Raw genomic sequence first — 22,166 nt, 5'->3', positions numbered from 1 at the left:
TAAAGTTGTTTTCCAATATAATCAAGAGTATATATTCTATAAATATAATATATACATTAATGGAAACCAAAAATATAATATTAATTATCTGTACGATACTGTCATTTTTCACGGTTTTTGCTGTAAACGGAGTTACAATCGTTATTCCGTCAATTGCAGCTGAATACGGAATGAGCAATATTATTCAAAACTGGGTTACTATTATCTTTTTATTAGTTGTGGCTGTGCTGTCGGTTCCGGCAGGCCAGATTTCAGGAAAATACGGCCTTAAAAAAGTCACAATATTCAATTTAATTCTTTTTATAATTATTTCAATAGCCAATGTTTTTGTAACATCTCAGGAGCAGTTTCTGATCTGCAGATTTATTCTGGGAATTTCATTGGCATTTATTAATGTAACTTCAATGGCAATAATCGTTTCATCATTTCCCGGAGAAGAGCGCGGAAAAGCATTGGGAATCAATATCACAGGAGTTTATCTAGGACTGTCCCTATCACCGGTTCTTGGTGGAATTCTGAATTATAACCTGGGATGGAGATCAGTAGTGCTTTTTGCCGTACCTTTCATGTTTGTGATTTTGCTATTGCTTTTAACAAAAATCGATAAGGAATGGACTTCCTTTGAAAACTTTCCGCTTGATATTAAAGGTTCACTTGCATATGCTGTCGGAATGGTACTTTTCATGTACGGCTTTACAGTACTCAATACAACTACTGGAATCATTTTAACAATTTTAGGAATAATAATTCTGGTTGTCTTCGCTTTAATTGAGCTTAAAGAGGACTATCCTGTATTTGATGTAAGATTTTTCAAAAATCATAAGTTCCTTTCAGCAAATTTTGCATCACTTTGCGCATATCTGGCGACATATGCCGTTACAACAATTTTAAATTATCATCTGCAGTACATCAAGGGATTTGATTCACAGACTGCAGGTATGATGCTGCTTGTAGCACCATTGTGTCAGGTTGTCCTTGCCCCGATTGCAGGAAGACTGTCAGACAAGTTTGTACCGCAGATTCTTGCAGCTATCGGAATGGGATTAGGTACTGTGTCTCTGTTTCTGTTCTCATCACTGGACAGCGCTACTCCAATGCTATTTTTATTTGTGGCAATGATAATATATGGTATAGGTTTCGGACTGTTCTCTCCACCGAATACAAATGTCATTATGGGTTCTGTTCCTCCAAAGGATAATTCAATCGCCTCAGCGGCTGTTGCAACAATGCGTACAGTAGGTCAGGCAATGAGTATGGGAATATTAACATTGGTATTTGCATTTGTGATGGGTAACGTGCCTATGATTGAGCAATACTATCCTCTGCTGATAAGCAGCTGTCAGATAACCTGTCTGATTTGTATTGTATTGTGTATAGCATCTGTATTTGCTTCATTTGTGGGAATCAAATCCAGTGATGCAAGTTAAAAAATCATTATTTCTTTAAATACTTAAAATAAGCAGTTTTAAACGGGAGCAATTTCACACACCCGTACAATTTTTTGTTTTTTTCAATGTTTAACGAGGTTAAATAGGTTTATTTAAAAAAAGAAAATGGAAAGATAGAATTATCTATCTTCAACGGTCACTCTGTTCATTTTGTCTCCCTGACGGATAGCGTTTACAACGTCTTGGCCTTCAATAACTTGACCGAATACGGTGTGTACACCATCTAAGTGTGGCTGTGGGGAGTGGGTAATAAAGAATTGGCTTCCACCAGTGTCTTTACCTGCATGTGCCATGGATAGAGCACCGGTACCGTGTTTATGAGGGTTTCCTTCAGTTTCACATTTGATAGTGTAACCTGGTCCGCCTGTACCGTCTCCTCTAGGACAGCCTCCCTGAATTACAAAATCAGGAATAACTCTGTGGAATGTTAATCCATCATAGAAACCTTCTTTGATTAATTTTTCAAAGTTAGCTACAGTTCCAGGTGCTTCATTCGGGAACAGTTCTAAAACGATATTCCCTTTATCAGTTTCAATAGTTGCGACTTTCATTTTATCACCTATTTTTATATAATACTAATACTATAAGTATTATTGAATAAATAGTTAATGGAGGATAAAATGAATACTCAGGATTTAATTAAGATTGAAGATGATTATTTTATCAATACTTTTACAAGACAACCAGTTGTCCTAGACCATGGTGAAGGTGTTAAAGTATGGGATATAGATGGAAATGAATATTTGGACATGTTTGCAGGTATTGCAGTTAATGCTTTAGGTCACAATCATCCTGCATTAGTTAAAGCTATTCAGGATCAGGCTGAAAAACTTATTCACATTTCAAGTATCTATTACAATGAACCTGCTTTGATTTACGCTAAAAAATTAATCGATAAAACCAGTTTTGACAGAATATTTTATGCAAACAGCGGTGCTGAAGCAAACGAAGGAGCTATTAAATTAGCAGTCAAATACACCGGAAAAAGCGAAATCATCTCAACTGTAGATTCATTCCACGGAAGAACATTAATGACACTTGCAGCTACAGGTCATGAAGAATATCATGAGCCATTCAAGGCTGTTATTCCTGAAGGATTTATTAATGTGCCTTACAATGACATTGACGCTATTAAAGATGCTATTACAGAAAATACTGCAGCAATCATTGTTGAACCTATTCAGGGTGAAGGCGGAGTAAACGTTCCTGATAAAGATTACTTAAAACAGATTGAAGAAATCTGTCATGAAAAAGACATTGTTTTTATTGTAGATGAAGTTCAGACAGGATTCGGAAGATGCGGAACATTGTTTGCTCATGAACTCTTTGACGTAAAACCTGACATAATGACAATGGCTAAAGGAATAGGCGGAGGAGTCCCAATGGGCGGAATCCTTGCAACCGAAAAAGTAGCCAGTGCATTTGTACCTGGAGATCACGGAACCACATTCGGTGGAGGTCCTTTAGTATGTGCAGCAGCAAATGCCGTACTGGATACTTTTGATGAAGAAAACATTCTTGACAATGTTAATGAAGTCGGTGAATACTTCATCAGCGAACTTAAAAAATTGGATAAGGAAATTATAGCTGATGTAAGAGGTAAAGGTTTAATGGTCGGTTTGGAGCTGACCCAACCTGGAGCAGAATATGTTGACAAGCTCAGAGAAGCAGGATTTTTAATTAACTGTACTTCAGGCAATGTCTTAAGATTCGTTCCACCACTAATAATTACAAAAGAAGAAATAGACCAGTTCGTTAAAGCTTTAGATGAAATATTATAGGTGATTTGATGGGTGTCCATAGTGAATATTCTTGCAGTGAATGCGGATTCAAATTAGAGGACTCTTCAAATATCTTCTGGATTGACTGGGATAAAAATGTTCATGTGGACATTTTAACCGTTAAAGCATCTTCTGAAGCTTCAAAATCACTGGTTTCCGGAGGAATCTATAAATATTACTGTTATGACTGCGGGGAAGTTATCTATAACTTCCACATAACCTCAAAAGAGGAAGGCATAGGCAATGAGGAAATAATTTTTCTTCTAGAAAAGCTCGACGACAATGTTAAAATAATCGATTTTGACAACAGATTCCAGAACTGCATAAACTGTGGAAAAAGCCTTGATTTGAAACTGGAAAAGTCATTCGCCCTTGACAGTGAGGGAAACTTCTGCATAGAAGATTCAAAATTCAATTTTTCAGACAAGCCACTTGATTTAAGCGGAAAATACTACGGTTATTACTGCAGGGACTGTTCAAAACAAATCAACAAATTTGTAATTTTTGAAAACAATGCTGATTTGGACGAATCTTTAATAAAAGAAATTTTAGAAGACCATACTAACGAACTGACAGTATTCATTGATGATACTTATGCAATTTGCCCGCTCTGCGCAGGCGAACTCAGCGTATTGGGAGAATCTTCCAAATGTCCAAGCTGTGCGAAAGGGGAATTGAAATTAGTTAATCGAACTTTCATCGATTAAATTTCCCAATCTCTTTTTTTCAATAATTTTTTAAGTGATGTTGAAATCTCAAGGGTTCTGATTTCATCCAGACTTGCCCACATCCAGTCTGTGTGCTCATCACTGATTTTTATCTCACCTTCAACATTATCAAAATACATCATAATCTGCACGGTACGCTTGTGCATATAATCGTTTTGAACTGCATCGCAAAAATCACCAACCTTAACGTCAAGGTTTGTTTCCTCTTTAATTTCACGTACAAGTGCATCTGCGAAAAATTCGCCCTTTTCAATCTTGCCTCCTGGAAGTTCCCACATTTCAGGGTCGGTTCTGCTTTTCGGATGTCTTTTTACGAGTAAAATCTTATCATTGTCTTTAATTATTCCTCTAACGGTAAGTCCATAAGCTTTTTTCATATTTTCACCAATATTTTGAACGGAAAACGTTTTTCCTGCATTACTTTTAAATAGATTGGAAGATATATATAAATTTATAATGCAACTTTTTAGGAGTTTTATTATGGATTTAAATATTAAAGTAAACGATAAAAACCATTTAGACATTGGTGGTGCAGATGCAATAGACATCGCAGAAGAATTCGGAACTCCAACCTATGTAATTGACGAAAACAGGATAAGAGATAACTATAACAGATTTTACTCTACTTTTTCAAAATATTATCCTGATTTCAAAGTATTTTATGCATGTAAAGCTAATACCAACATTGCTGTAATGAAAATATTGGAAAGCGAAGGATGCTGCATTGATGCAGTTTCCCCTGGTGAAGTCCACATTGCAAAAATGGTAGGTTTTTCAGGTGACAGAATATTATTCACAGGTAACAACATTACCAATGACGAGTTAAAATTTGTTCACGATGAAGGTGCTGTTTTAAACATCGATTCTGTATCAGCACTTAAAAGATTAGCTAAAATGGTAGATCCTGAAGGACTGAAAATTTCTTTCAGAGTAAACCCTATGGTCGGTGCAGGACACCATGACCACTGTATCACCGGTGGTGTAATGAGCAAATTCGGTATAATGGACAATGAAGCTGTTGAAGTTTATACCATGGCTAAAGAATTAGGATTCAATCCTGTCGGTATGCACTCACACATCGGATCCGGAATTTTAGACCCTGAACCATTCAAACTAGCAATTGAATCCACAATGGACATTGCAGGTAAAGTTCACCAGGAAGCCGGAATTGACTTTGAATTCGTTGATTTCGGTGGAGGTGTAGGAATTCCATACACTCCTGAAGAAAAACTTCTTGATTTGGACAAATTTGCAGAAGTCAACATAGGATTATTCAAAGAAAAACTTGAAGAATATGACATGGGCAACCCAACAATGTATCTCGAACCTGGAAGATACCTTGTCGGAGATGCGGCTGTACTTTTAGTAACAGTAAACAGCGTAAAACAAAGTTACAGAAAATTCATCGGTGTAGATGCAGGTTTCCACACACTCTTAAGACCTGCAATGTATGACTCATACCACCACATCGTAGATGCAAGCAGAATGGACGCTCCAGATACTCAGGAAGTGGACATTGCAGGTAACGTATGTGAATCCGGAGATTTATTTGCACGTGACAGGCCAATGCCTGATGTAGAAGAAGGAGACGTATTAGGTATAATGAATGCCGGAGCATACGGATTTACAATGTCATCCAACTACAATTCAAGACCTTTAACTTCTGAAATATTAGTTACTGACGGTAAATGCAATGTAGTACGTGAAAGAGAAACCTTTGAAGACTTATATGCAAAACAAAGCATTCCACCACATTTAAAATAAGTTGATAACATGGTAGATTTAAAAGGACTGAAATTTTCAAAAATGCACGGAATAGGCAATGACTTTCCAATAATCGATGAAAGCAAAGGAGAAGTCATTCCTGAAGCAGACAAACCGGAAGCATGCAGAATACTATGTCACAGAAACTTCGGTGTAGGTGGGGACGGAGTACTTTTTGTAGAACCGTCTGAAGTAGCTGACATTGGATACAGAATGTTCAACCCTGACGGAAGCGAAGCTGAAATGTGCGGAAACGGTATAAGATGTTTCGGTGATTTCGTTTACAGAAAAGGTATTTTAAAACAGGAAAAAATGACTGTTGAAACCAGAGCAGGAATCAAAACAATTGAAATTACATTGGAAAATGATGAACCGGTGCTCTTCAAAGTGGACATGGGTTTATCCACATTTAAAACTCCTGAAATTCCAATGACATCTGATAAGGAAGAGTTCCTTGACGGTGAACTTGAAGTTCTCGACACCACTTTCAACGTAACCGCAATCAGCGTCGGAAATCCTCATGCTATAATATTTGTAGATAACGTCGATGAAGTTGACATCAACAAATACGGTCCTGCTATTGAAGCTCATGAAGTTTTCCCTGAAAAAATAAATGTGCACTTCGTTGAAGTCATATCTAAAAACGAAGGTAAAATGATTACATGGGAAAGAGGTGCTGGCGTTACATTGGCATGCGGTACCGGTGCAACTTCCACAGCCATTTCAGGTTTCAAACTAGGTCTGTTTGATGAAAATATATTGCTCCACCTTCCTGGCGGAGACTTAAACTTTACAGTTTACGAAAAAGAAGAAGCTCTTGGAGCCTTTATGGAAGGTCCTGCAGAGCTTGTCTTTGACGGAGAATATTAATTCTCCTTTTTTTACTTATTTTTTCTCATAAATCCGGTAATCATCATTAATATTGCTAGAATAATTAACAGTATTCCCAGATAGGAGTATTTTGTTGTAATTAAAAGGAATACAACTGCAACAACTAAAAAAACAATTCCGATTATGATTGATCTCATTCCGCTGTCCATTTTTTTCACCTCATATTTTATACGCGTTGATTAATGTAATATCTTCAAAAAAGAAATGTTCCTTGGCTTTGATTTCAGCAATAAAGCCCAGTTCGTCAAATCTCTGCAATGTCAAATCATTGTCTGAAAATGAAGACTGTATCATCTGGACAATTCCTCCATCATTTAAATGATTTGGCACTTCATTTAAAAATAGATCTATAACTTTCCTACCATTTAATCCACCGTCGAATGCATAATTTAAATTGCTGTCAATAACTTCGTCTTCTTCGGTAGGTAGATATGGAGTATTAAATAAAATTACATCAAACTTTCTATTTTTTACAGGTTCAAAGAGATTTCCAAATAGAATTTCAATGTTTTCAATATTATTGTCTTCAAAGTTTTTCCTTGCAAGTTCGCATGCGTCAAAGTTGATGTCGGTTACGGCAATTTTATCTGTCAGTCTGGATGCATACATTGCCACAATTCCCGAACCTGTTCCGATTTCCAAAACGCTTGCACCTTCTTTAATTTCTAAATTTTCAGCAAGCAAATAACTGTCTTCAGCAGGAATATAAACATTCTCGTCAGTATTTAAAATAAATTCGCTCATAATATCTACCCGTTTAAAATACGGTTCAGTTCACCTGACAGGTACAGTATCTCTTCAGGTTCGATAGCCACTACTCTTTTTTTAAGATATTCGTTTATCTCATCATTTTCAATGGAATTAATCTTATTTTTCATCTCTTTTTTATCAAGAGCGCAGATTACATGTCTGGAGTCGATTAATGCATTGCGGATTTTTTTGTTTCTGTGCTGAAAGAGTGCTTTTGTATAATTTGAATAGACCTTAAACTCGTCGGCACTGATTTTATTTTCTTTTGGAGTTAGGCCGACAACGGTCGAATCAACTTTCGGCTTTGGAATAAAGCTTTCTGAGCTTACATCAGTTAATGTTGTAACGTCACATTTAAAATAAAGCATTGCAGATAATCTTGAATAGTCTTTAGTTGCGACCTGACCGTTCATTCGCCTTGCAAATTCCTTCTGATACATTAAAACGGCAAGGTCAAAATCGTATTGTAAAAATTTAAAAGTGATTGGTGATGAGATTTGATAAGGTAGATTTGAGATGATCTTGTTGAATTTAGGAAAATCAACGTTCAGTGCATCATCATTTATCAGCTCTACATTATCGATTTTTTCTTCTTCAAGCCTTTCCTTTAAAATATTAGCTATTTTTGTATCCTGTTCAATAGCTATTACTTTCCCGGCTCTTTTTGCAATTTCGATTGTTAAAGTTCCAATACCTGTTCCGATTTCCAGTACAACATCATTTTTTGTGAGATTTCCAAAATTAATAATCTGGTCTCTTTTATTTTTATCAATCAAATAATTCTGACCGAGATTTTTATTCAGTTTTATCCCATGCTTATTTAAAATGTTTTTAGTTGTTTTAGATAAAGACTCATTAGTCAAATTATCACTTTATCTTCTAGGTTTTCTTGGAGCTTGAGTGAATATGTAATATTTATTTTTACCTCTTCTGTTTACAGTGGAGGTGTCTAATTCTTGTTTTACTCTGTTAACAATCATTCCTGCAGGATCAGTTAATGTTGGCAGTCTTTTGGTTATGTCTTCAAAACTTTCGAAAGGTTTTTCTTCTCTTGCTTTAATGATGTCCCACATGTATTTTTTACCAATTCCTGGAATTAACTCTAGGCTGTGAAGCCTTGTGCTTAATGAATCAGTAGTATTGAAGAAATCAACATATTTTTCTTCATTTGCTTCTACAATATCTCTAATAGCATATTCTAATTCAATTCTACTGGTTGCAGTTAAATTTTCGAAATCTAGTTTTCCTAAAACCCTATAGATTTTATCCCTTTTGCCTTTTCCAATGTAAACGGTATCTTGAATTTCTAAATCTACACCAGTTTTCGGAGCTAATTCTAGTAAAGTGAATTGTTCAGTACCAATTGCTTGAGCAACAGCTTTTCCACCAAATTTTGACATGTCTGATTTAACATATCCTCTGCTTAAGTAATCAAGAATAACTGCATATTCTTCTTTTTTCACTGGTGGAGTTCTCTCTTTTTTATTATTATTTTTCATTTTATCACTTCACTAATGTTTTTCATAAGTCAAAAATTTGACATAATATAAATATTATTTATAAATATTATTTTTAAATGTAATAAACATATCTAAAAAAAGTCGGTTAAATGGGGTAAAAAATAATAAAAAAAGGAATAGTTATGAAACTATTCAATAACATCATATTGTTCAAGAAGTTCTAAAATTTTTTCCATATCTTCTTTGTCAACTTGGCCCGGTTCTTTTGCAAAAATTAATCTTAAGTCAGCCAAATCCTGTGGAATTAAATCAACAATATGAACAGCAACTTTTTCTCTAAGGCCAAATTCGCTTTGAAGCTTTTCGACAATTTCCTCTGCGTCTTCAACGGAAAATCTTTTAAACCTTTCAAGGTGGTTTAAAGTAATGTTCTGTTCGTAGTTCAGTTCATTATCGTTTTCTCTAAACTCTTCAAGAACTTCTTTAACTTTAGAACCTGGAATAGGTTGGCTTTCAATAACTTCTTTTCCAATCATAAAACTCAGTTTTGTAATTTTAAGTGGTCAGGTCTAACAATTAACTCTTTAGCTTTGTTTCCATCTTTTAAAGCAACTAAGTAAGCTTTTCCTTTTTGTCCGACAATTTTACCGGTTTTACCATAATAGTAATGTGAACTAAATCTCCTTCTTCAAATCTTTGGAGTCTGTTTGTAATTGGGTTAGTTCTTCCCGGTCTTTGTACTTTAGTCATTTTTTTTCTGGATCTACTTTTTAATCCTCTTGATCTTTGCATATTATTACCTCTTAATTAGTAGTCTGGGTATAAATCTATGTTATCAGCGACCTAGTATTGTAAATGCCCATAAATACTAGTAACATAGAGTGTTAAAATAATAAATTATCATCCAGTGATATGATAATATTATATTTTTAGTTTAATATCATTAATATACTTTTAGTTTTTCAGGCAAAAATTGCCGAATTCAAAATTTTTAAAAAAAATAAAATTAAAAGCTAAAATATATTTAGCTTTTGTCCATAACATATTCGATGGTATTGAATCCCAGAACTTCCGCATATTTGAGAAGGTCTTCAGGGAATTTCTTTTTAAGGTTATCAAGATTTTTCTTTTCCCCGTCGTACTTGATGTCAAGGTGGATATTGTCAGGATAATCAATAACCAGTACTTCAACATATGTGTCATGAGGATTTGTTTCAAAAATCACATCAAATATCTTATTTGTATTGTTGCAGAACTCTTCATCAGCATTCAAGTTTTTCAAATGATTCAAACATTCTTTTCGTTCATCTTCATCATTGTCTGTTAAAACAAAGTTTTCAGTTTTATCAACCAGGTCATTTTCAAAAAATAACAGTCCTCCGTATTTTGGTTCTCTTTTTTGAATAACTTTAACAGACACGATAATGAAAATCATTGAGATTATACAGCTGACCGGAAATCCGAGCCATATTCCATCATTTCCAATCAGTTCATATAATCCGATTACTGTAAGTAACGGGAATATTAATGTGAACAGGACTGATACGATGCTTGAGAAAACTGACCTTTCGATAGCTTCGTAATAGAATACCAACATGTTTGGCAGTATTGATAGGAGGAAGAAGAATGAATATAATTGCAGTGCATGAATTGCAAAGCCTGCCATTTCTAAATGATTGAAATTGTAAAGAGCTAAAAATCCTTGAGGCCATATCCATGTGATAACTGTCAGTACTACTGCACAGATTACTGTAATTATTAATGAGAGCCTAATCAGATGATTTATATTTGCATAATCGTGTTTTGCATAATATATCGGAACAATTGATGTCAGGGTTTCTGAAATTCCGATATCAACAATACTTCCGAGTACCAGCGCATCCATACATAACATATATGTGGTCAGTCCCAGATTTCCTAAGGTTGCAGCCAGGAAAAGGTTCATAAAATACACAAATATTACATCAAAAATACCGATACTTGCACCTGGGAAACCTACTTTAATCATTTTAGCTGTTGTTTTTATGAAAGTTTTAATTTCAAGTGCTTTGCGCACGAATCTAAATGTTCTTTTCGGGCTGCGGATGTATAGTAAACATGCTGCAAGACCAACAGTGTATCCAATAAATGATGCAAGTGCTGCTGAAGCCATACCCATTCCTGCTGATAAGAACAGATAATCAAAGATGATATTGACTACATTAGCTATAATAATAATTGCTGATGCGAAATTTGGCTGACCGTCTACACGAATGTATTGTGCAAGCACAGCTGCGACTGTAGATACAACAAAACATCCGTATAAGTATGTGGAATATTGCATAACAAGAGGTTTTGTAACTGCATCTGAACCTAAAAGTGTAGCGATAGGATCCATGAACATTAAACATAAAACGGTCATTATAAGAGTCGCTATGAATGACACGACTATGGATGTTGTAAAGTAACGATTACTTCCATCAATATCAAATTCTGCTTTTTTATTTAAAGCTAGAATCTGTCCTCCAAGTCCGAATAACCATTCAAAAACGGTTACTAATAGAATCATAGGCTCTAAAAGGTCAATTGCTGCAACTGCATTCGGACCTATAAATGACCCTACGAAAAATGAATCGACAACTGAACTTATGTTTAAAGCCATAACCATAAGTAAAGTTGGCAGTAATAATTCCTTAAATTTGCTGTCTGCTATTTTGAAATTCATTTTATCCCCTTCATCTAATCAAAGTAATGTACCTCATTTAAGTAATTTATAAATCTTGTAAGATAATCTTTATCACATTCAGGCCAGTTGAATCCTAATGAATCAAGTATTTCAAGTGTCTGGTCAATCATGACAAGTTCGCCGTCATCGTCTTCATATTCTTCGATGTCTGCATCTTCATCCAAATCGAAATCGTTGATGGATAAATCGGCTGTAATCATTCCCTGAATATTTTCATTCATATTCTGCTCATAGATTTCTCTGAATTCTTCAGGGCTGACCTCTTCAATAGGATATCCGAATGAGCTGATAACATCAAATATGTCTCTGTTAGGTATTAATTTGTCACTGACTGCATGGAATACTGTACATTCTTTCGGTGTTTTAGCCAGTTCGAGAGTTGCTTTTGCAACGTAATCAATCGGGCTTAATTCAACCATTTCTTCAGATATTGGTGCAATAGTGGCTTTCAAGTTTTTGATAGCTTTGATGTTGTTCAGGAATGCATTTGTATCGAAGTTTTTCTGGAACACACCGTCTGAGTCACGTCCCATAAGGTTTCCAACCCTGATGATTTTCACGTTAAGGCCGGAAAGTGCCTTTTCAAGAACCATTCTTTCTGCAAGGAATTTACTGTTGAGATACTTGTTGGATAAGTCCTGTCCCCAGTAAAGGGTTCTTTCATCACAGTGGATATCTGTAATGTCTGTGTCTTCTGTGTATTCATCTAAAACACTTGTAGTGGATATTTGGACGTAATTGATGTTATTTGCCTCAGCAAATTCGAGTCCGTTAATTACTCCGTCTACGTTTACTCTGAAGATGTAATCGTCGTGAGTGTAGTGTTTTACGATAGCCGCACAGTTGATAATTGTGTCAATAGGATATTCGTCCAGCTTTTTGAAGTCATCAAGTTCGGTTATGTCTCCTTCACTTAATATGATACGTGATCCGATAAGGTCGCTTAAGTCTTCATCGAAGTAATAATTCATTAAATCGATTAAACGTTCTTCACAGCTGTCAAATTTACCTTTACGCAGCATACAGTACAGTGTTCCTTCTTCATTTTTAATGTATTCGTATAATACATGGATACCCATGAATCCTGTAACTCCTGTAAGCAGCACATTTCCTAATTCCAGATTTGTACCTTTTGCGAAGTTTTCAAAGGTGTTTTTCTCAAGAAGGCTATTAATCCTTGAGTAATCATAGTTTTCAATGATGTCAACATCCAGGTCATCTGACATTTCATCACCTGAAAGGAAGCTTGCCAGTTTTCTTGGAGTCTGGTTTCTGAATATATCATCATATTTCACATTATAGTCCTGTTTGAGCAGTTCAATGATTAGCTTGGATGCTATAAGTGATGTTCCTCCTATTTCAAAGAAGTTGTCTTCCGCACCGACGATGTCTATGTCCAAAATGGATGAGTATATTGCACAGATTGTCTGTTCCATCTTGTTTTTAGGAGCTACGTAAGTCAATTCTAATTTAGGCTCAGGCAATGCTTTAACATCAGTTTTACCGTTAGGAGTTTGCGGCATTTCATCAATCTGCATAAAGACTGTTGGAACCATATACTGGGTAAGTCTTTCACTCAGATATGCTTTAAGCTCGTCCTTGTTGATTTCATCTTCTGCTGTGAAGTATGCGCATAGATGTTCGTTGTTTCTGATTTCCTTAATGACAACGATGTTCTGTTTGATATTTGGGAAGTTGGAAATGTTGGATTCGATTTCTCCGATTTCTATTCTTAAACCTCTCAGTTTAATCTGGTTGTCGATTCTTCCTTTGATGTCAATGTCTCCGTCAGGAAGCTCTATTGCGTAGTCTCCGCTCTTGTAGTATGGGATATCATCAATGGTCATGTATACTTCTTTGGTTTTCTCAGGCATGTTGTAGTATCCCTGACCTACTCCGATACCTCCGATGTAGAGCTCTCCCATTACTCCTTTAGGCAGGAGTTTGCCGTCGATGTCTCTTACTTCAGTTACGTAGTTCTTGAGTGCTTTTCCGATTGTAATGTTTTCAGGATCGGTTATTTCTTTGTAGTTGGATGCGATTGTTGCTTCTGTCGGTCCGTAACTGTTGTATACTTTTGCATCAGTGTATTGTCTGACTCCGTTGAATGCTTTTGCTGAGAACTGTTCTCCTCCCATTACGATACATTTAGCACATCCGATTGCATCGCAGAACTCTTCAAATTCAAGGTATGACAGTAATCTTGACGGTGTGAATTCCATTACTTCCGGACTTTCACGTTTTATCAGGCTAATCAGCTCAACAATGCTTTTTATTTCATCGTCATTTGCAAAGATGATTTTGATACCGTTTGTTATGCCTGTGAGGATATCTTCAAGTGCGGTATCGAATGCGATTGTTGCAATGCTTAAGAGGTTGTTGTATTCGCATTTAGGGTTTCCTTCAGTTTCGTTACATACATTTTCATGGCTGATCATTACACCTTTAGGATTTCCTGTTGAACCTGAAGTGTAAATCATGTATGCCAGGTCATCTTTTGTAATGCTTACATCAGGAGCGGATGTGTTGTCCTCTTCAAGCAATTCTTTAATGGATAGTGAATTTGGTGAGATGCCATCTATATTTATTATGTAATCTGCTTGACTGTTTTCATATATGTACTCAATCCTTTCTTTAGGGAACTTTAAATCGAGTGGTATGAAGGCACAACCTGCTTTTAATACACCGATAATTGAAGCAATCAGGTCACTAGTACGAGGAAGCATAATCAATATATTGCTTCTTGGTCTAACACCTTTTCTGATTAATGCATTTGCTATACGATTTGCCTTATCGTCAAGTTCCCGGTAGGTCAGTGTTTCATCACTTGCAACAAGAGCGACTTCATCCGGTTTTTCAGCTACCTGTGCTTCGAAACGTTTATGCAGGATAGGATTGTCAAGCTCTTCAAACTCAGGAAGCATGAAGTTTGGTGCAAGTTCAATTTCACTGATTCTTAATTTGTCCATGTCGTTTGTGAAGAACTGGAAGAGTATGTATTTTATAGATCTCATGAATTCGTTTGCATAATCCTCTGAGTATATCTGGTCATTGTACTCAATATACATTCCAATGTTTTCTCCGTCATCGTAAATGTCCATGTTGATTTTATAATCTGTTGCAACAGTGCCGTCAAGTTCTTCCATAGCATAGCGGTTTCCATTAAGTTCCAGATTATCGGTTTCAAATGCACCGTGGTAAGCATAGAAGAATTCAGGTTTCAGCTGATACTCTTCGGAAAGTTTTGTATATGGGTAATTGCTGTGCACTAATGAATCTTTCCATGTTTTGTCCACTACTTTGATGAAGTCTTCAATCATCATCTCCCTGTTTTCACTGCTCACCATTATAGGAAGTGTTTTTACAAGCATTCCCTGGGTATTGTAGTAATTGGAGTTTGACCTTCCGTTGAAGATAGTGGTTATCAGTGCCTTGTCTGAGAATGTGAACTTGTTTAAGGCCAGGACTGTAGCACTCATAAAGAGCACGTTCGGACTTATTGAATGATCCTGACAGAATAATCTTACGAAATTGGAGTTGATTCTCTCACCGATAAGTTTGATTTCAGCCTCATCAGGATTTCCGTTTAAATTCGGAGTTAAAACGGTAGATTCAAATCCTTGAGCAAATTTGTTTTTATAGTACTCTTTTGAAACTTCGTTTTCACTGAGCTGCTCTTCAATTAAGCTGTAAGCATATCCGTCGACAATTTCCTCATTGATATCTTCACCGTTGTACATGCTGATAATGTCTTCGAAAAGAAGATCAATTGAAACACCGTCTGTAATAATGTGGTGGATATCAGAGAAGAGCACAGTTTCTTCAGGGGTTTGATAAATCTTGAATCTGAACAGCTGATTGTCATCCAGTGGAATGTATTTGATATCGTTATCCATCATCTCCTGATTTGTGATTGAATCCACTTCTACAATTTCAATTTCATCAATTTCTGCATCGTCACATCTTTTCTGTCTTAATTCTCCTTCAGGAGTAGTTATGATTCTTGTTTTAAGATATGGATGTGCTTCAATAGTATCTATAATAGCCTGTTTAAGTCTTGACGGATCAATATCACTGCCGAAGCGTATTGTGGAAGGCATTGTGTATTTGATTTCTTCTGTCTGCATGCACTCGTAGTAGATACCTAACTGATTTGATGTCAGTGGGAATAAATCCATTGATTTTGCAGTATTGATAAGTTCCTTAATGTCAATTTGAACATCAAGGTTATTGTCTATTTTATCTGCAAGGCTTTGAATTGTCGGATTATTGAACAGGTCAGTTATTTCAATGTTTACTTCAGTTTCATTGTAAATCATTGAATTCAGTTTCATCAGTGTCAGTGAAGTGAATCCTAAGGAATAGAGGTCATCTGTAATACCGAACTCTTCAGCACTTGTAAGGGATGAAACGATATCATATATCTTTTTCTCGGTTTCTGTTTCCGGTTCAACCAGATCAAGTGATAGGGAAGGTTCAGGCAGTCTCTTGATGTCTGTTTTTCCGTTAGGGGTCTGAGGCATTTCATCAATTTGGATGAATGCTGTAGGCACCATATATTTTGTCAGCTTGTTTTGGAGGTAACGTTTGAGGAGTTTTGTATCGATATTTTCCTCTGCTGTGAAGTAGGCGCATAAATGTTCGCTGTTGTTGATTTTCTTGATTACAACAATTGCCTGTTTGATATTTGGGAATCTGGATATGTTGGATTCGATTTCTCCGATTTCTATTCTTAATCCTCTGAGTTTAATCTGGTTGTCGATTCTTCCTTTAATGTCCAGTTCTCCATCCGGAAGCTCAATTGCATAGTCTCCGCTTCTGTAGTATGGAATATCATTGATTGTGAGATATACCTCTTCGGTTTTCTCAGGCATGTTGTAGTATCCTTTACCGACACCTGTACCTCCGATATAGAGCTCTCCCATCACTCCCTGCGGCAGGAGTTTACCGTCGATGTCTCTTACTTCAGTCACGTAGTTTTGAAGCGCTTTTCCGATTGTAATAACTTCTGGATCGGTAATCTCTTTGTAGTTGGATGCGATTGTTGCTTCTGTTGGTCCGTAACTGTTGTATACTTTAGCGTCTGTGTACTGTTTGACTCCGTTGAATGCTTTTGCTGAGAACTGTTCTCCGCCCATAACTATACATTTGGCGCAGTCAATTACTTCACAGAATTCATCTACTTCAAGATATGACAGTAACCTTGACGGAGTAAATTCCATAACCTGCGGTTTTTCTTTTTTAATCAGCTGGATTAAATCAACGACATTCTTGATTTCTGAGTCATTTGCAAAGATGATTTTAATACCGTTGGTAATACCTGTTAAGATATCCTCGAGAGATGTATCGAATGCGATTGTAGCGATACTTAATAAATTGTCATATTCACATTTAGGGTTTCCTTCAGTTTCGTTACATGCATTTTCATGACCGATCATTACTCCTTTAGGTTTTCCGGTTGAACCTGAGGTATAAATCATGTATGCGGTATCGTCAGGATTTATTTCAACGTCAGGATTTTCGATATTTTCCTCTTCAAGCAGGTCTTTAATATCCAATGATCCCTCAAATGTCACATTAGCTATTATATAATCTGCCTGACTGTTTTCATAGATGTACTGAATTCTTTCTTGAGGATATTCCATATCTATCGGAATAAATCCGCAGCCTGCTTTTAAAACACCGATTATTGATGCAATTAATGATTCGGTTCTCGGCAGCATGATTAAAACATTATGTCTTGGTTCGACTCCACGGCTGATTAATCCGTTTGCAACTCTATTACTTAACTCGTTCAATTCTTTGTATGTGAACTCTTTTCCATTTGAAACAAGTGCAATTTCATCCGGTTTTTCAGCAACCTGTGCTTCGAAACGTTTGTGGATAAACGGATTTTCAAGAGGTGTGAATGTCGGCAGTTCTTTAGTAGTTTCAAGTTCAACATCACAGATTCTCATTGTCTTAATGTCATTGTTGACGAATTGGTCTAAAATAGTTTCAATTGAATCCAGGAATGTTTCAATATAGGCTTTGGAATATAACTGGTCATTATATGATATACCGATTCCAAGGGTAGTGTCCTGTTTGAATACTGCAATGTCTATTTTATATTCAGTCTCTTCAGTAGCATCTGTGAGTTCATAGTTTTCATAATCATTGCCGTTGATTACAAGACTTTCGGAACCGGAACCTTCATTATATGAATAGAATATTTCCGGTTTTAACTGATATTTATCTGCAATCTTGGTATATGGATAAATGCTGTTGTTTATTGAATCAATCCATATTTTATCTACAGATTTGATGAATTTATCAATTGTCTGATCTCTGTCTTCATTCTTAATAATTAATGGAAGTGTTTTTACCAGGAATCCCTGAGTGTTGTAATAGTTTGGATTTGTTCTTCCGTTAAATATTGTTGTTATCAGGGTATCATCACTGAATGTGTATTTATTCAGGTTCAGTATAAGTGCGGACATGAACAGTGAGTTGTGACCAACTGAATTTTCAAGACAGAATTCATTAATGTCTGTAAGGTCAATATGTCTGCCGGTAAATTCGATTTTTCCGTCTTCAGGATTTCCGTTAAGGTCAGGTGTCAGCACGGTGGAATCGATTTCCTGTGATAATTTCTCATCAAAGAATTTTTCAGCGGATTCATATCTTTCACTATTTTTCATTTCATTTTCAATAAGGCTGAATACATATCCGTCAACGATTTCAGATGTAATATCTTTACCTTCATAGATTTCAGCAAGATCTTCAAATAATATTGCCTGTGATGCACCGTCTGTAATTATATGGTGGAAATCAGAGAATAATACTGTCTCATCATTGCCGTCATATATTTTGAATCTGAATAGCTGCTCATTGTTAATTGAAAATGCTTTTACGTCATTTTCTGTAATTTCTTCATCTGTTATTGAATCAACTTTAACGATTTCGATTTCATCTATTTCAGCATCATTGTTTTTATATTGCTTTAACTCTCCATCATCTGAAACTACAATTCTTGTTTTAAGATATGGGTGAGTTTCAATTACTTTAATAATTGATTCTCTTAATTTATCAGCTTCAATTTCCTTACCGAATCTGGTAACTGCAGGCATAGTGTATTTGACTTCATCAGGATTCTGCATGCATTCATAGTAAATACCTAACTGGTTTTCAGTAAGAGGGAAGTATTCCATCTCATCAGCCATTTCAATAAGCTCGTTTAATTGTGATGTCTGCTCTTCACTGCCTAAAATTTCATCTGCAAGCTTTTTGATGGTAGGACTGTTGAACAATATTGAAATGTCAAGGTTTACATTCATTTCTTTATAGATTAATGTGTTCAGTTTCATTAATGTTAAAGAAGTGAATCCTATAGCATACAAATCATCAGTTGTACCGAATTCATCGGTTCCGATCAGCTCTGAGATGATTTCGAATAATTTTTCTTCGGTTTCGTTTTCAGGTTTTACATTTTCAAGTTCCAATTTAGGTTCAGGCAGTTTTTTGGTATCTGTCTTACCGTTTGGCAATTGAGGAATTTCGTCCAGTTGCATGAATACTGTTGGAACCATGTAATAGGTTAACCTCTCTTTCAGGAACTCCTTCAATGCATCCTTATCAATTTCTTTTTCAGCTGTGAAGTAAGCGCATAAGTGGTCGTTGTTGTTGATTTCCTTGATTACAACAACGGCGTTTTTGATATTGGTAAATTTGTTGATGCTTGATTCGATTTCTCCGATTTCTATTCTTAATCCTCTGAGTTTAATCTGGTTGTCGATTCTTCCTTTGATGTCGATGTCTCCGTCAGGAAGTTCTATTGCATAGTCTCCGCTCTTGTAGTATGGGATGTTGTTGATTTTAAGGTATACTTCTTCGGTTTTATCCGGCATGTTGTAGTATCCTTTACCTACGCCGACACCACCGATGTAGAGCTCTCCCATTACTCCGTTAGGCAGGAGTTTTCCGTCGATATCTCTTACTTCAGTTACGTAATTTTTAAGTGCTTTTCCGATTGTAATGTTTTCAGGATCAGTGATTTCTTTGTAGTTGGATGCGATTGTTGCTTCTGTCGGTCCGTAACTGTTGTATACTTTAGCGTCTGTGTACTGTTTGACTCCGTCGAATGCTTTTGCTGAGAACTGCTCTCCTCCCATTACAATACATTTTGCACAACTGATTACTTCGCAGAATTCCTCTACTTCCAGATAGGATATCAGTCTTGAAGGAGTGAATTCCATTACTTCAGGTTTGTTTTCATCAATCAGTCTGATTAAATCGACAATGTTTTTAATTTCTGAATCGTTAGCAAATATTATTTTAATGCCGTTTGTAATACCTGTTAAGATGTCCTCCAGGGATGTATCGAATGCGATTGTAGCGATACTTAACAGGTTATTGTATTCACATTTAGGATTTGACTCGGCCTGATTACATGCGTTTTTATGTCCGATCATTACTCCTTTAGGAAGTCCTGTTGAACCTGAGGTGTAAATCATGTATGCCAAATCATCAGGTGAAATGTCCACATCAGGATTTGCGGTATTTTTCTCATCAAGCAGTTCATATATGTCCAGCGCATTGTCTCCTTTTCCGTCAGCGGTAATGATGTAGTCTGCCTGACTGTTTTCATAAATGTAGTCAATACGCTCTTTAGGATATTCCAAATCAATAGGGATGAATGTACATCCTGCTTTTAAAATACCAATTATTGCAGCTATTAAGTTGCTGTCCCTTGGAAGCATTGCTAAAATATTGCTTTTGGCTTTTACACCTTTTCTGATAAGTGCATTGGCTATGCGATTTGCTTTCATGTTGAGCTCATTATTGGTTAATGTTGCATCTGTTGCAACAAGAGCAATGCTATCGGGGTTTGCCTGGACTTGTTTTTCGAAGCGTTTGTGGATAAACGGAGTTTCTACAGGAGAGAATGTAGGTATTTCTTTTGCAGTTTCCAGCTCCACATCGCCAATCATCAGTTCATTAACATCATTTTCCATGAACTGTTTTAAAACAAGTTTTATTGATTCTATAAATGTTTTAATGTATTCTTCGGTGTATAATTCATCATTATACTGAATTACGAAGTCTATTGACTCTTTTGAAACATCAATATCAAAGTTAATCTTGTATTCGGTTGCGTTCAGCTCTTCTGATATCAGTTCTCTTTCTTCACAAACTTTTCCGTTTATCATACGAGGTTCTGTTTCATTGAATTCCTGATAAGTGAAGAAAAATTCCGGTTTCAGCTGATAATCTTCAGCAACATTAACATATGGATAAATACTGTTGCTCATAGTGTCTTTCCAGGTCTTATCAACACTGTTTATGAATTCTTTGATTGTTTCCTGTCTGTTTTCACTGATAAATATTAATGGAAGTGTTTTTACCAGGAATCCTTGGGTATCGTAGTAGTATGGATTTGATCTTCCGTTAAAGATAGTTGTTATTAATGTTTTATTGCTGAAGGTGTATTTGTTCAATGTCAATGAAAGTGCTGAGAGGAATAATGAATTCTGACTGAATGAATGGCGGTTACAGAATTCTTTAATTTCATTTGCATCAATTGTTTCAATAACATATTTTAATTTACCTTCATCAGGATCACCGTTAACGTTAGGTGTTAATACGGTAGATTCGACTTCATGTGATAATTTCTCATCGAAGAATTCCTTAGCTTTTTCATAAGCATCGCTGTTTTTCTGTTTATCTTCAAGAAGGCTGAATACATAACCGTCAACGATTTCTTCGTTAAGGTCTCTTCCATCATAAGCATTGGCGATATCATCAAAGAAATTAATCTGTGATACTCCATCTGTAATTAAATGATGGAAATCAGTGAACAGTACGGTCTCTTCAGGTGTTTTATATATTTTGACTCTGAACAGCTGCTCGTCATCTAATGAAAATGCTTTTACGTCATTTTCTATCATTTCTTCATCGCTGATGGAATCAACTTCAGCAATTTCGATTTCATCTATTGCAATATCATCGCATCTTTTCTGTTTCACTTCACCTTCATCATCCATTACGATTCTTGTTTTAAGATATGGGTGAGCTTCTACAGTTTTAATAACGGCTTCTTTTAATTTATCTGCATCAACGTCGCTGCCTAATCTCATTGTAGTCGGCATGGTATACTTGATTTCGTCAGGACTCTGCATACATTCATAGTATACACCGATCTGGTTATCTGTCAGTGGCAGGTAATCCATGTTGTTTGCCAGTTCGATAATTTCGCTTAAACTGGTGTCTTCATCAGTATTTTCAATTTCTGATGCGAGTTTTCTGATAGTCGGATCATTGAATAATATTGCAATATCCAGGTTAACTCCCATTTCAGCATAAATGACTGAGTTGAATTTCATTAATATTAATGAAGTAAATCCTATTGCGTATAAATCATCAGTTACACCGAACTGATCGGTATTGATGAGTTTTACAGCCATTTCGAAGAGTTTTTCTTCCAGTTCAGTTTCCGGTTTAATATTTTCTAGGTCTAATTTTGGTTCCGGCAGAGCTTTCACGTCTGTTTTTCCGTTTGGTGTTTGTGGCATTTCATCCAGCTGCATGTATGCGGTTGGAATCATGTATTTGGTTAGTTTGTCCTGCAGGAACTCTTTTAG

Annotated in this window: 14 protein-coding genes and 1 pseudogene; 5 read left to right on the top strand and 10 right to left on the bottom strand. The window is 35.9% G+C overall.

The window, feature by feature from the left end; translation table 11 throughout:
• The first annotated feature begins 59 nt into the window (after positions 1-59).
• A complete protein-coding gene (locus QZN33_RS06710; RefSeq protein WP_296790221.1) occupies positions 60-1,427 on the top strand; it encodes an MFS transporter in 1,368 nt (455 codons plus the stop codon).
• 140 nt (positions 1,428-1,567) lie between these two features.
• Here QZN33_RS06710 and QZN33_RS06705 read toward each other — a convergent pair whose 3' ends face one another.
• Positions 1,568-1,999, bottom strand: coding sequence for a peptidylprolyl isomerase (locus tag QZN33_RS06705; RefSeq protein ID WP_296790219.1), 432 nt, complete (start codon positions 1,997-1,999; stop codon positions 1,568-1,570).
• 69 nt (positions 2,000-2,068) lie between these two features.
• On the opposite strand from QZN33_RS06705, the gene QZN33_RS06700 reads away from it, so the two are divergent.
• Positions 2,069-3,229: an acetylornithine transaminase gene (locus tag QZN33_RS06700; RefSeq protein ID WP_296790217.1), complete on the top strand. Its 1,161-nt coding sequence runs from the start codon at positions 2,069-2,071 to the stop codon at positions 3,227-3,229.
• An 8-nt stretch (positions 3,230-3,237) separates the two neighbouring features.
• Positions 3,238-3,936 carry a hypothetical protein gene (locus QZN33_RS06695; protein WP_296790214.1) on the top strand — a complete coding sequence of 233 codons (699 nt, stop codon included), beginning with the start codon at positions 3,238-3,240 and terminating at the stop codon, positions 3,934-3,936.
• Here the strand turns inward: QZN33_RS06695 and QZN33_RS06690 are convergent.
• The gene (locus tag QZN33_RS06690) at positions 3,933-4,334 is read right to left on the bottom strand and encodes an NUDIX domain-containing protein (RefSeq protein WP_296790211.1); all 402 of its coding nucleotides are present in this window, start codon (positions 4,332-4,334) and stop codon (positions 3,933-3,935) included. The two genes, QZN33_RS06695 and QZN33_RS06690, sit on opposite strands and share 4 nt — an antisense overlap.
• Positions 4,335-4,437: 103 nt before the next feature.
• On the opposite strand from QZN33_RS06690, the gene lysA reads away from it, so the two are divergent.
• Together lysA and dapF are read left to right on the top strand one after the other, a co-directional pair.
• Positions 4,438-5,721, top strand: a complete 1,284-nt coding sequence (gene lysA / locus QZN33_RS06685) for a diaminopimelate decarboxylase (protein WP_296790209.1) — start codon at positions 4,438-4,440, stop codon at positions 5,719-5,721.
• 9 nt (positions 5,722-5,730) lie between these two features.
• On the top strand, positions 5,731-6,591 hold the full coding sequence (dapF, locus tag QZN33_RS06680) for a diaminopimelate epimerase (protein ID WP_296790206.1): 861 nt from the start codon (positions 5,731-5,733) through the stop codon (positions 6,589-6,591).
• Between the two features lie 11 nt (positions 6,592-6,602).
• Here the strand turns inward: dapF and QZN33_RS06675 are convergent, their stop codons facing one another.
• The 8 genes and pseudogenes from QZN33_RS06675 to QZN33_RS06640 form a co-directional block, all read right to left on the bottom strand.
• Entirely contained in the window at positions 6,603-6,761 is a 159-nt protein-coding gene (locus QZN33_RS06675; RefSeq protein ID WP_296790204.1) for a hypothetical protein, read from the bottom strand.
• Between the two features lie 10 nt (positions 6,762-6,771).
• A complete protein-coding gene (locus tag QZN33_RS06670) occupies positions 6,772-7,356 on the bottom strand; it encodes a HemK2/MTQ2 family protein methyltransferase (RefSeq protein ID WP_296790201.1) in 585 nt (194 codons plus the stop codon).
• A gap of 5 nt (positions 7,357-7,361) precedes the next feature.
• The gene (gene rsmA, locus QZN33_RS06665; protein ID WP_296790198.1) at positions 7,362-8,225 is read right to left on the bottom strand and encodes a 16S rRNA (adenine(1518)-N(6)/adenine(1519)-N(6))-dimethyltransferase RsmA; all 864 of its coding nucleotides are present in this window, start codon (positions 8,223-8,225) and stop codon (positions 7,362-7,364) included.
• A 9-nt stretch (positions 8,226-8,234) separates the two neighbouring features.
• Positions 8,235-8,861 carry a DUF655 domain-containing protein gene (locus tag QZN33_RS06660; protein ID WP_296790196.1) on the bottom strand — a complete coding sequence of 209 codons (627 nt, stop codon included), beginning with the start codon at positions 8,859-8,861 and terminating at the stop codon, positions 8,235-8,237.
• Positions 8,862-9,010: 149 nt separating this feature from the next.
• A complete protein-coding gene (locus tag QZN33_RS06655; RefSeq protein ID WP_296790194.1) occupies positions 9,011-9,358 on the bottom strand; it encodes an RNA polymerase Rpb4 family protein in 348 nt (115 codons plus the stop codon).
• A 5-nt stretch (positions 9,359-9,363) separates the two neighbouring features.
• Positions 9,364-9,614, bottom strand: a pseudogene (locus QZN33_RS06650) (50S ribosomal protein L21e).
• 232 nt (positions 9,615-9,846) lie between these two features.
• Positions 9,847-11,526: an MATE family efflux transporter gene (locus QZN33_RS06645; protein WP_296790192.1), complete on the bottom strand. Its 1,680-nt coding sequence runs from the start codon at positions 11,524-11,526 to the stop codon at positions 9,847-9,849.
• Positions 11,527-11,540: 14 nt separating this feature from the next.
• Positions 11,541-22,154 (bottom strand): non-ribosomal peptide synthetase, encoded by a 10,614-nt coding sequence (locus QZN33_RS06640; RefSeq protein ID WP_296790318.1) that lies wholly within the window; start codon positions 22,152-22,154, stop codon positions 11,541-11,543.
• Positions 22,155-22,166: the final 12 nt, after the last annotated feature.

This window comes from uncultured Methanobrevibacter sp., from assembly GCF_900314615.1.
Lineage (GTDB): Archaea > Methanobacteriota > Methanobacteria > Methanobacteriales > Methanobacteriaceae > Methanocatella.
The sequence above is the reverse complement of the archived record's forward strand: the minus strand, read 5'-3'. Positions and strand labels throughout refer to the sequence as shown.

Coding starts and splice junctions, on each gene's coding strand:
- QZN33_RS06690 (WP_296790211.1), bottom strand. CDS start 4,334: ATGAAAAAAGCTTATGGACTTACCGTTAGAGGAATAATTAAAGACAAT.
- QZN33_RS06710 (WP_296790221.1), top strand. CDS start 60: ATGGAAACCAAAAATATAATATTAATTATCTGTACGATACTGTCATTT.
- QZN33_RS06705 (WP_296790219.1), bottom strand. CDS start 1,999: ATGAAAGTCGCAACTATTGAAACTGATAAAGGGAATATCGTTTTAGAA.
- QZN33_RS06695 (WP_296790214.1), top strand. CDS start 3,238: ATGGGTGTCCATAGTGAATATTCTTGCAGTGAATGCGGATTCAAATTA.
- QZN33_RS06660 (WP_296790196.1), bottom strand. CDS start 8,861: ATGAAAAATAATAATAAAAAAGAGAGAACTCCACCAGTGAAAAAAGAA.
- QZN33_RS06655 (WP_296790194.1), bottom strand. CDS start 9,358: ATGATTGGAAAAGAAGTTATTGAAAGCCAACCTATTCCAGGTTCTAAA.
- QZN33_RS06675 (WP_296790204.1), bottom strand. CDS start 6,761: ATGGACAGCGGAATGAGATCAATCATAATCGGAATTGTTTTTTTAGTT.
- QZN33_RS06645 (WP_296790192.1), bottom strand. CDS start 11,526: ATGAATTTCAAAATAGCAGACAGCAAATTTAAGGAATTATTACTGCCA.
- dapF (WP_296790206.1), top strand. CDS start 5,731: ATGGTAGATTTAAAAGGACTGAAATTTTCAAAAATGCACGGAATAGGC.
- QZN33_RS06670 (WP_296790201.1), bottom strand. CDS start 7,356: ATGAGCGAATTTATTTTAAATACTGACGAGAATGTTTATATTCCTGCT.
- QZN33_RS06700 (WP_296790217.1), top strand. CDS start 2,069: ATGAATACTCAGGATTTAATTAAGATTGAAGATGATTATTTTATCAAT.
- lysA (WP_296790209.1), top strand. CDS start 4,438: ATGGATTTAAATATTAAAGTAAACGATAAAAACCATTTAGACATTGGT.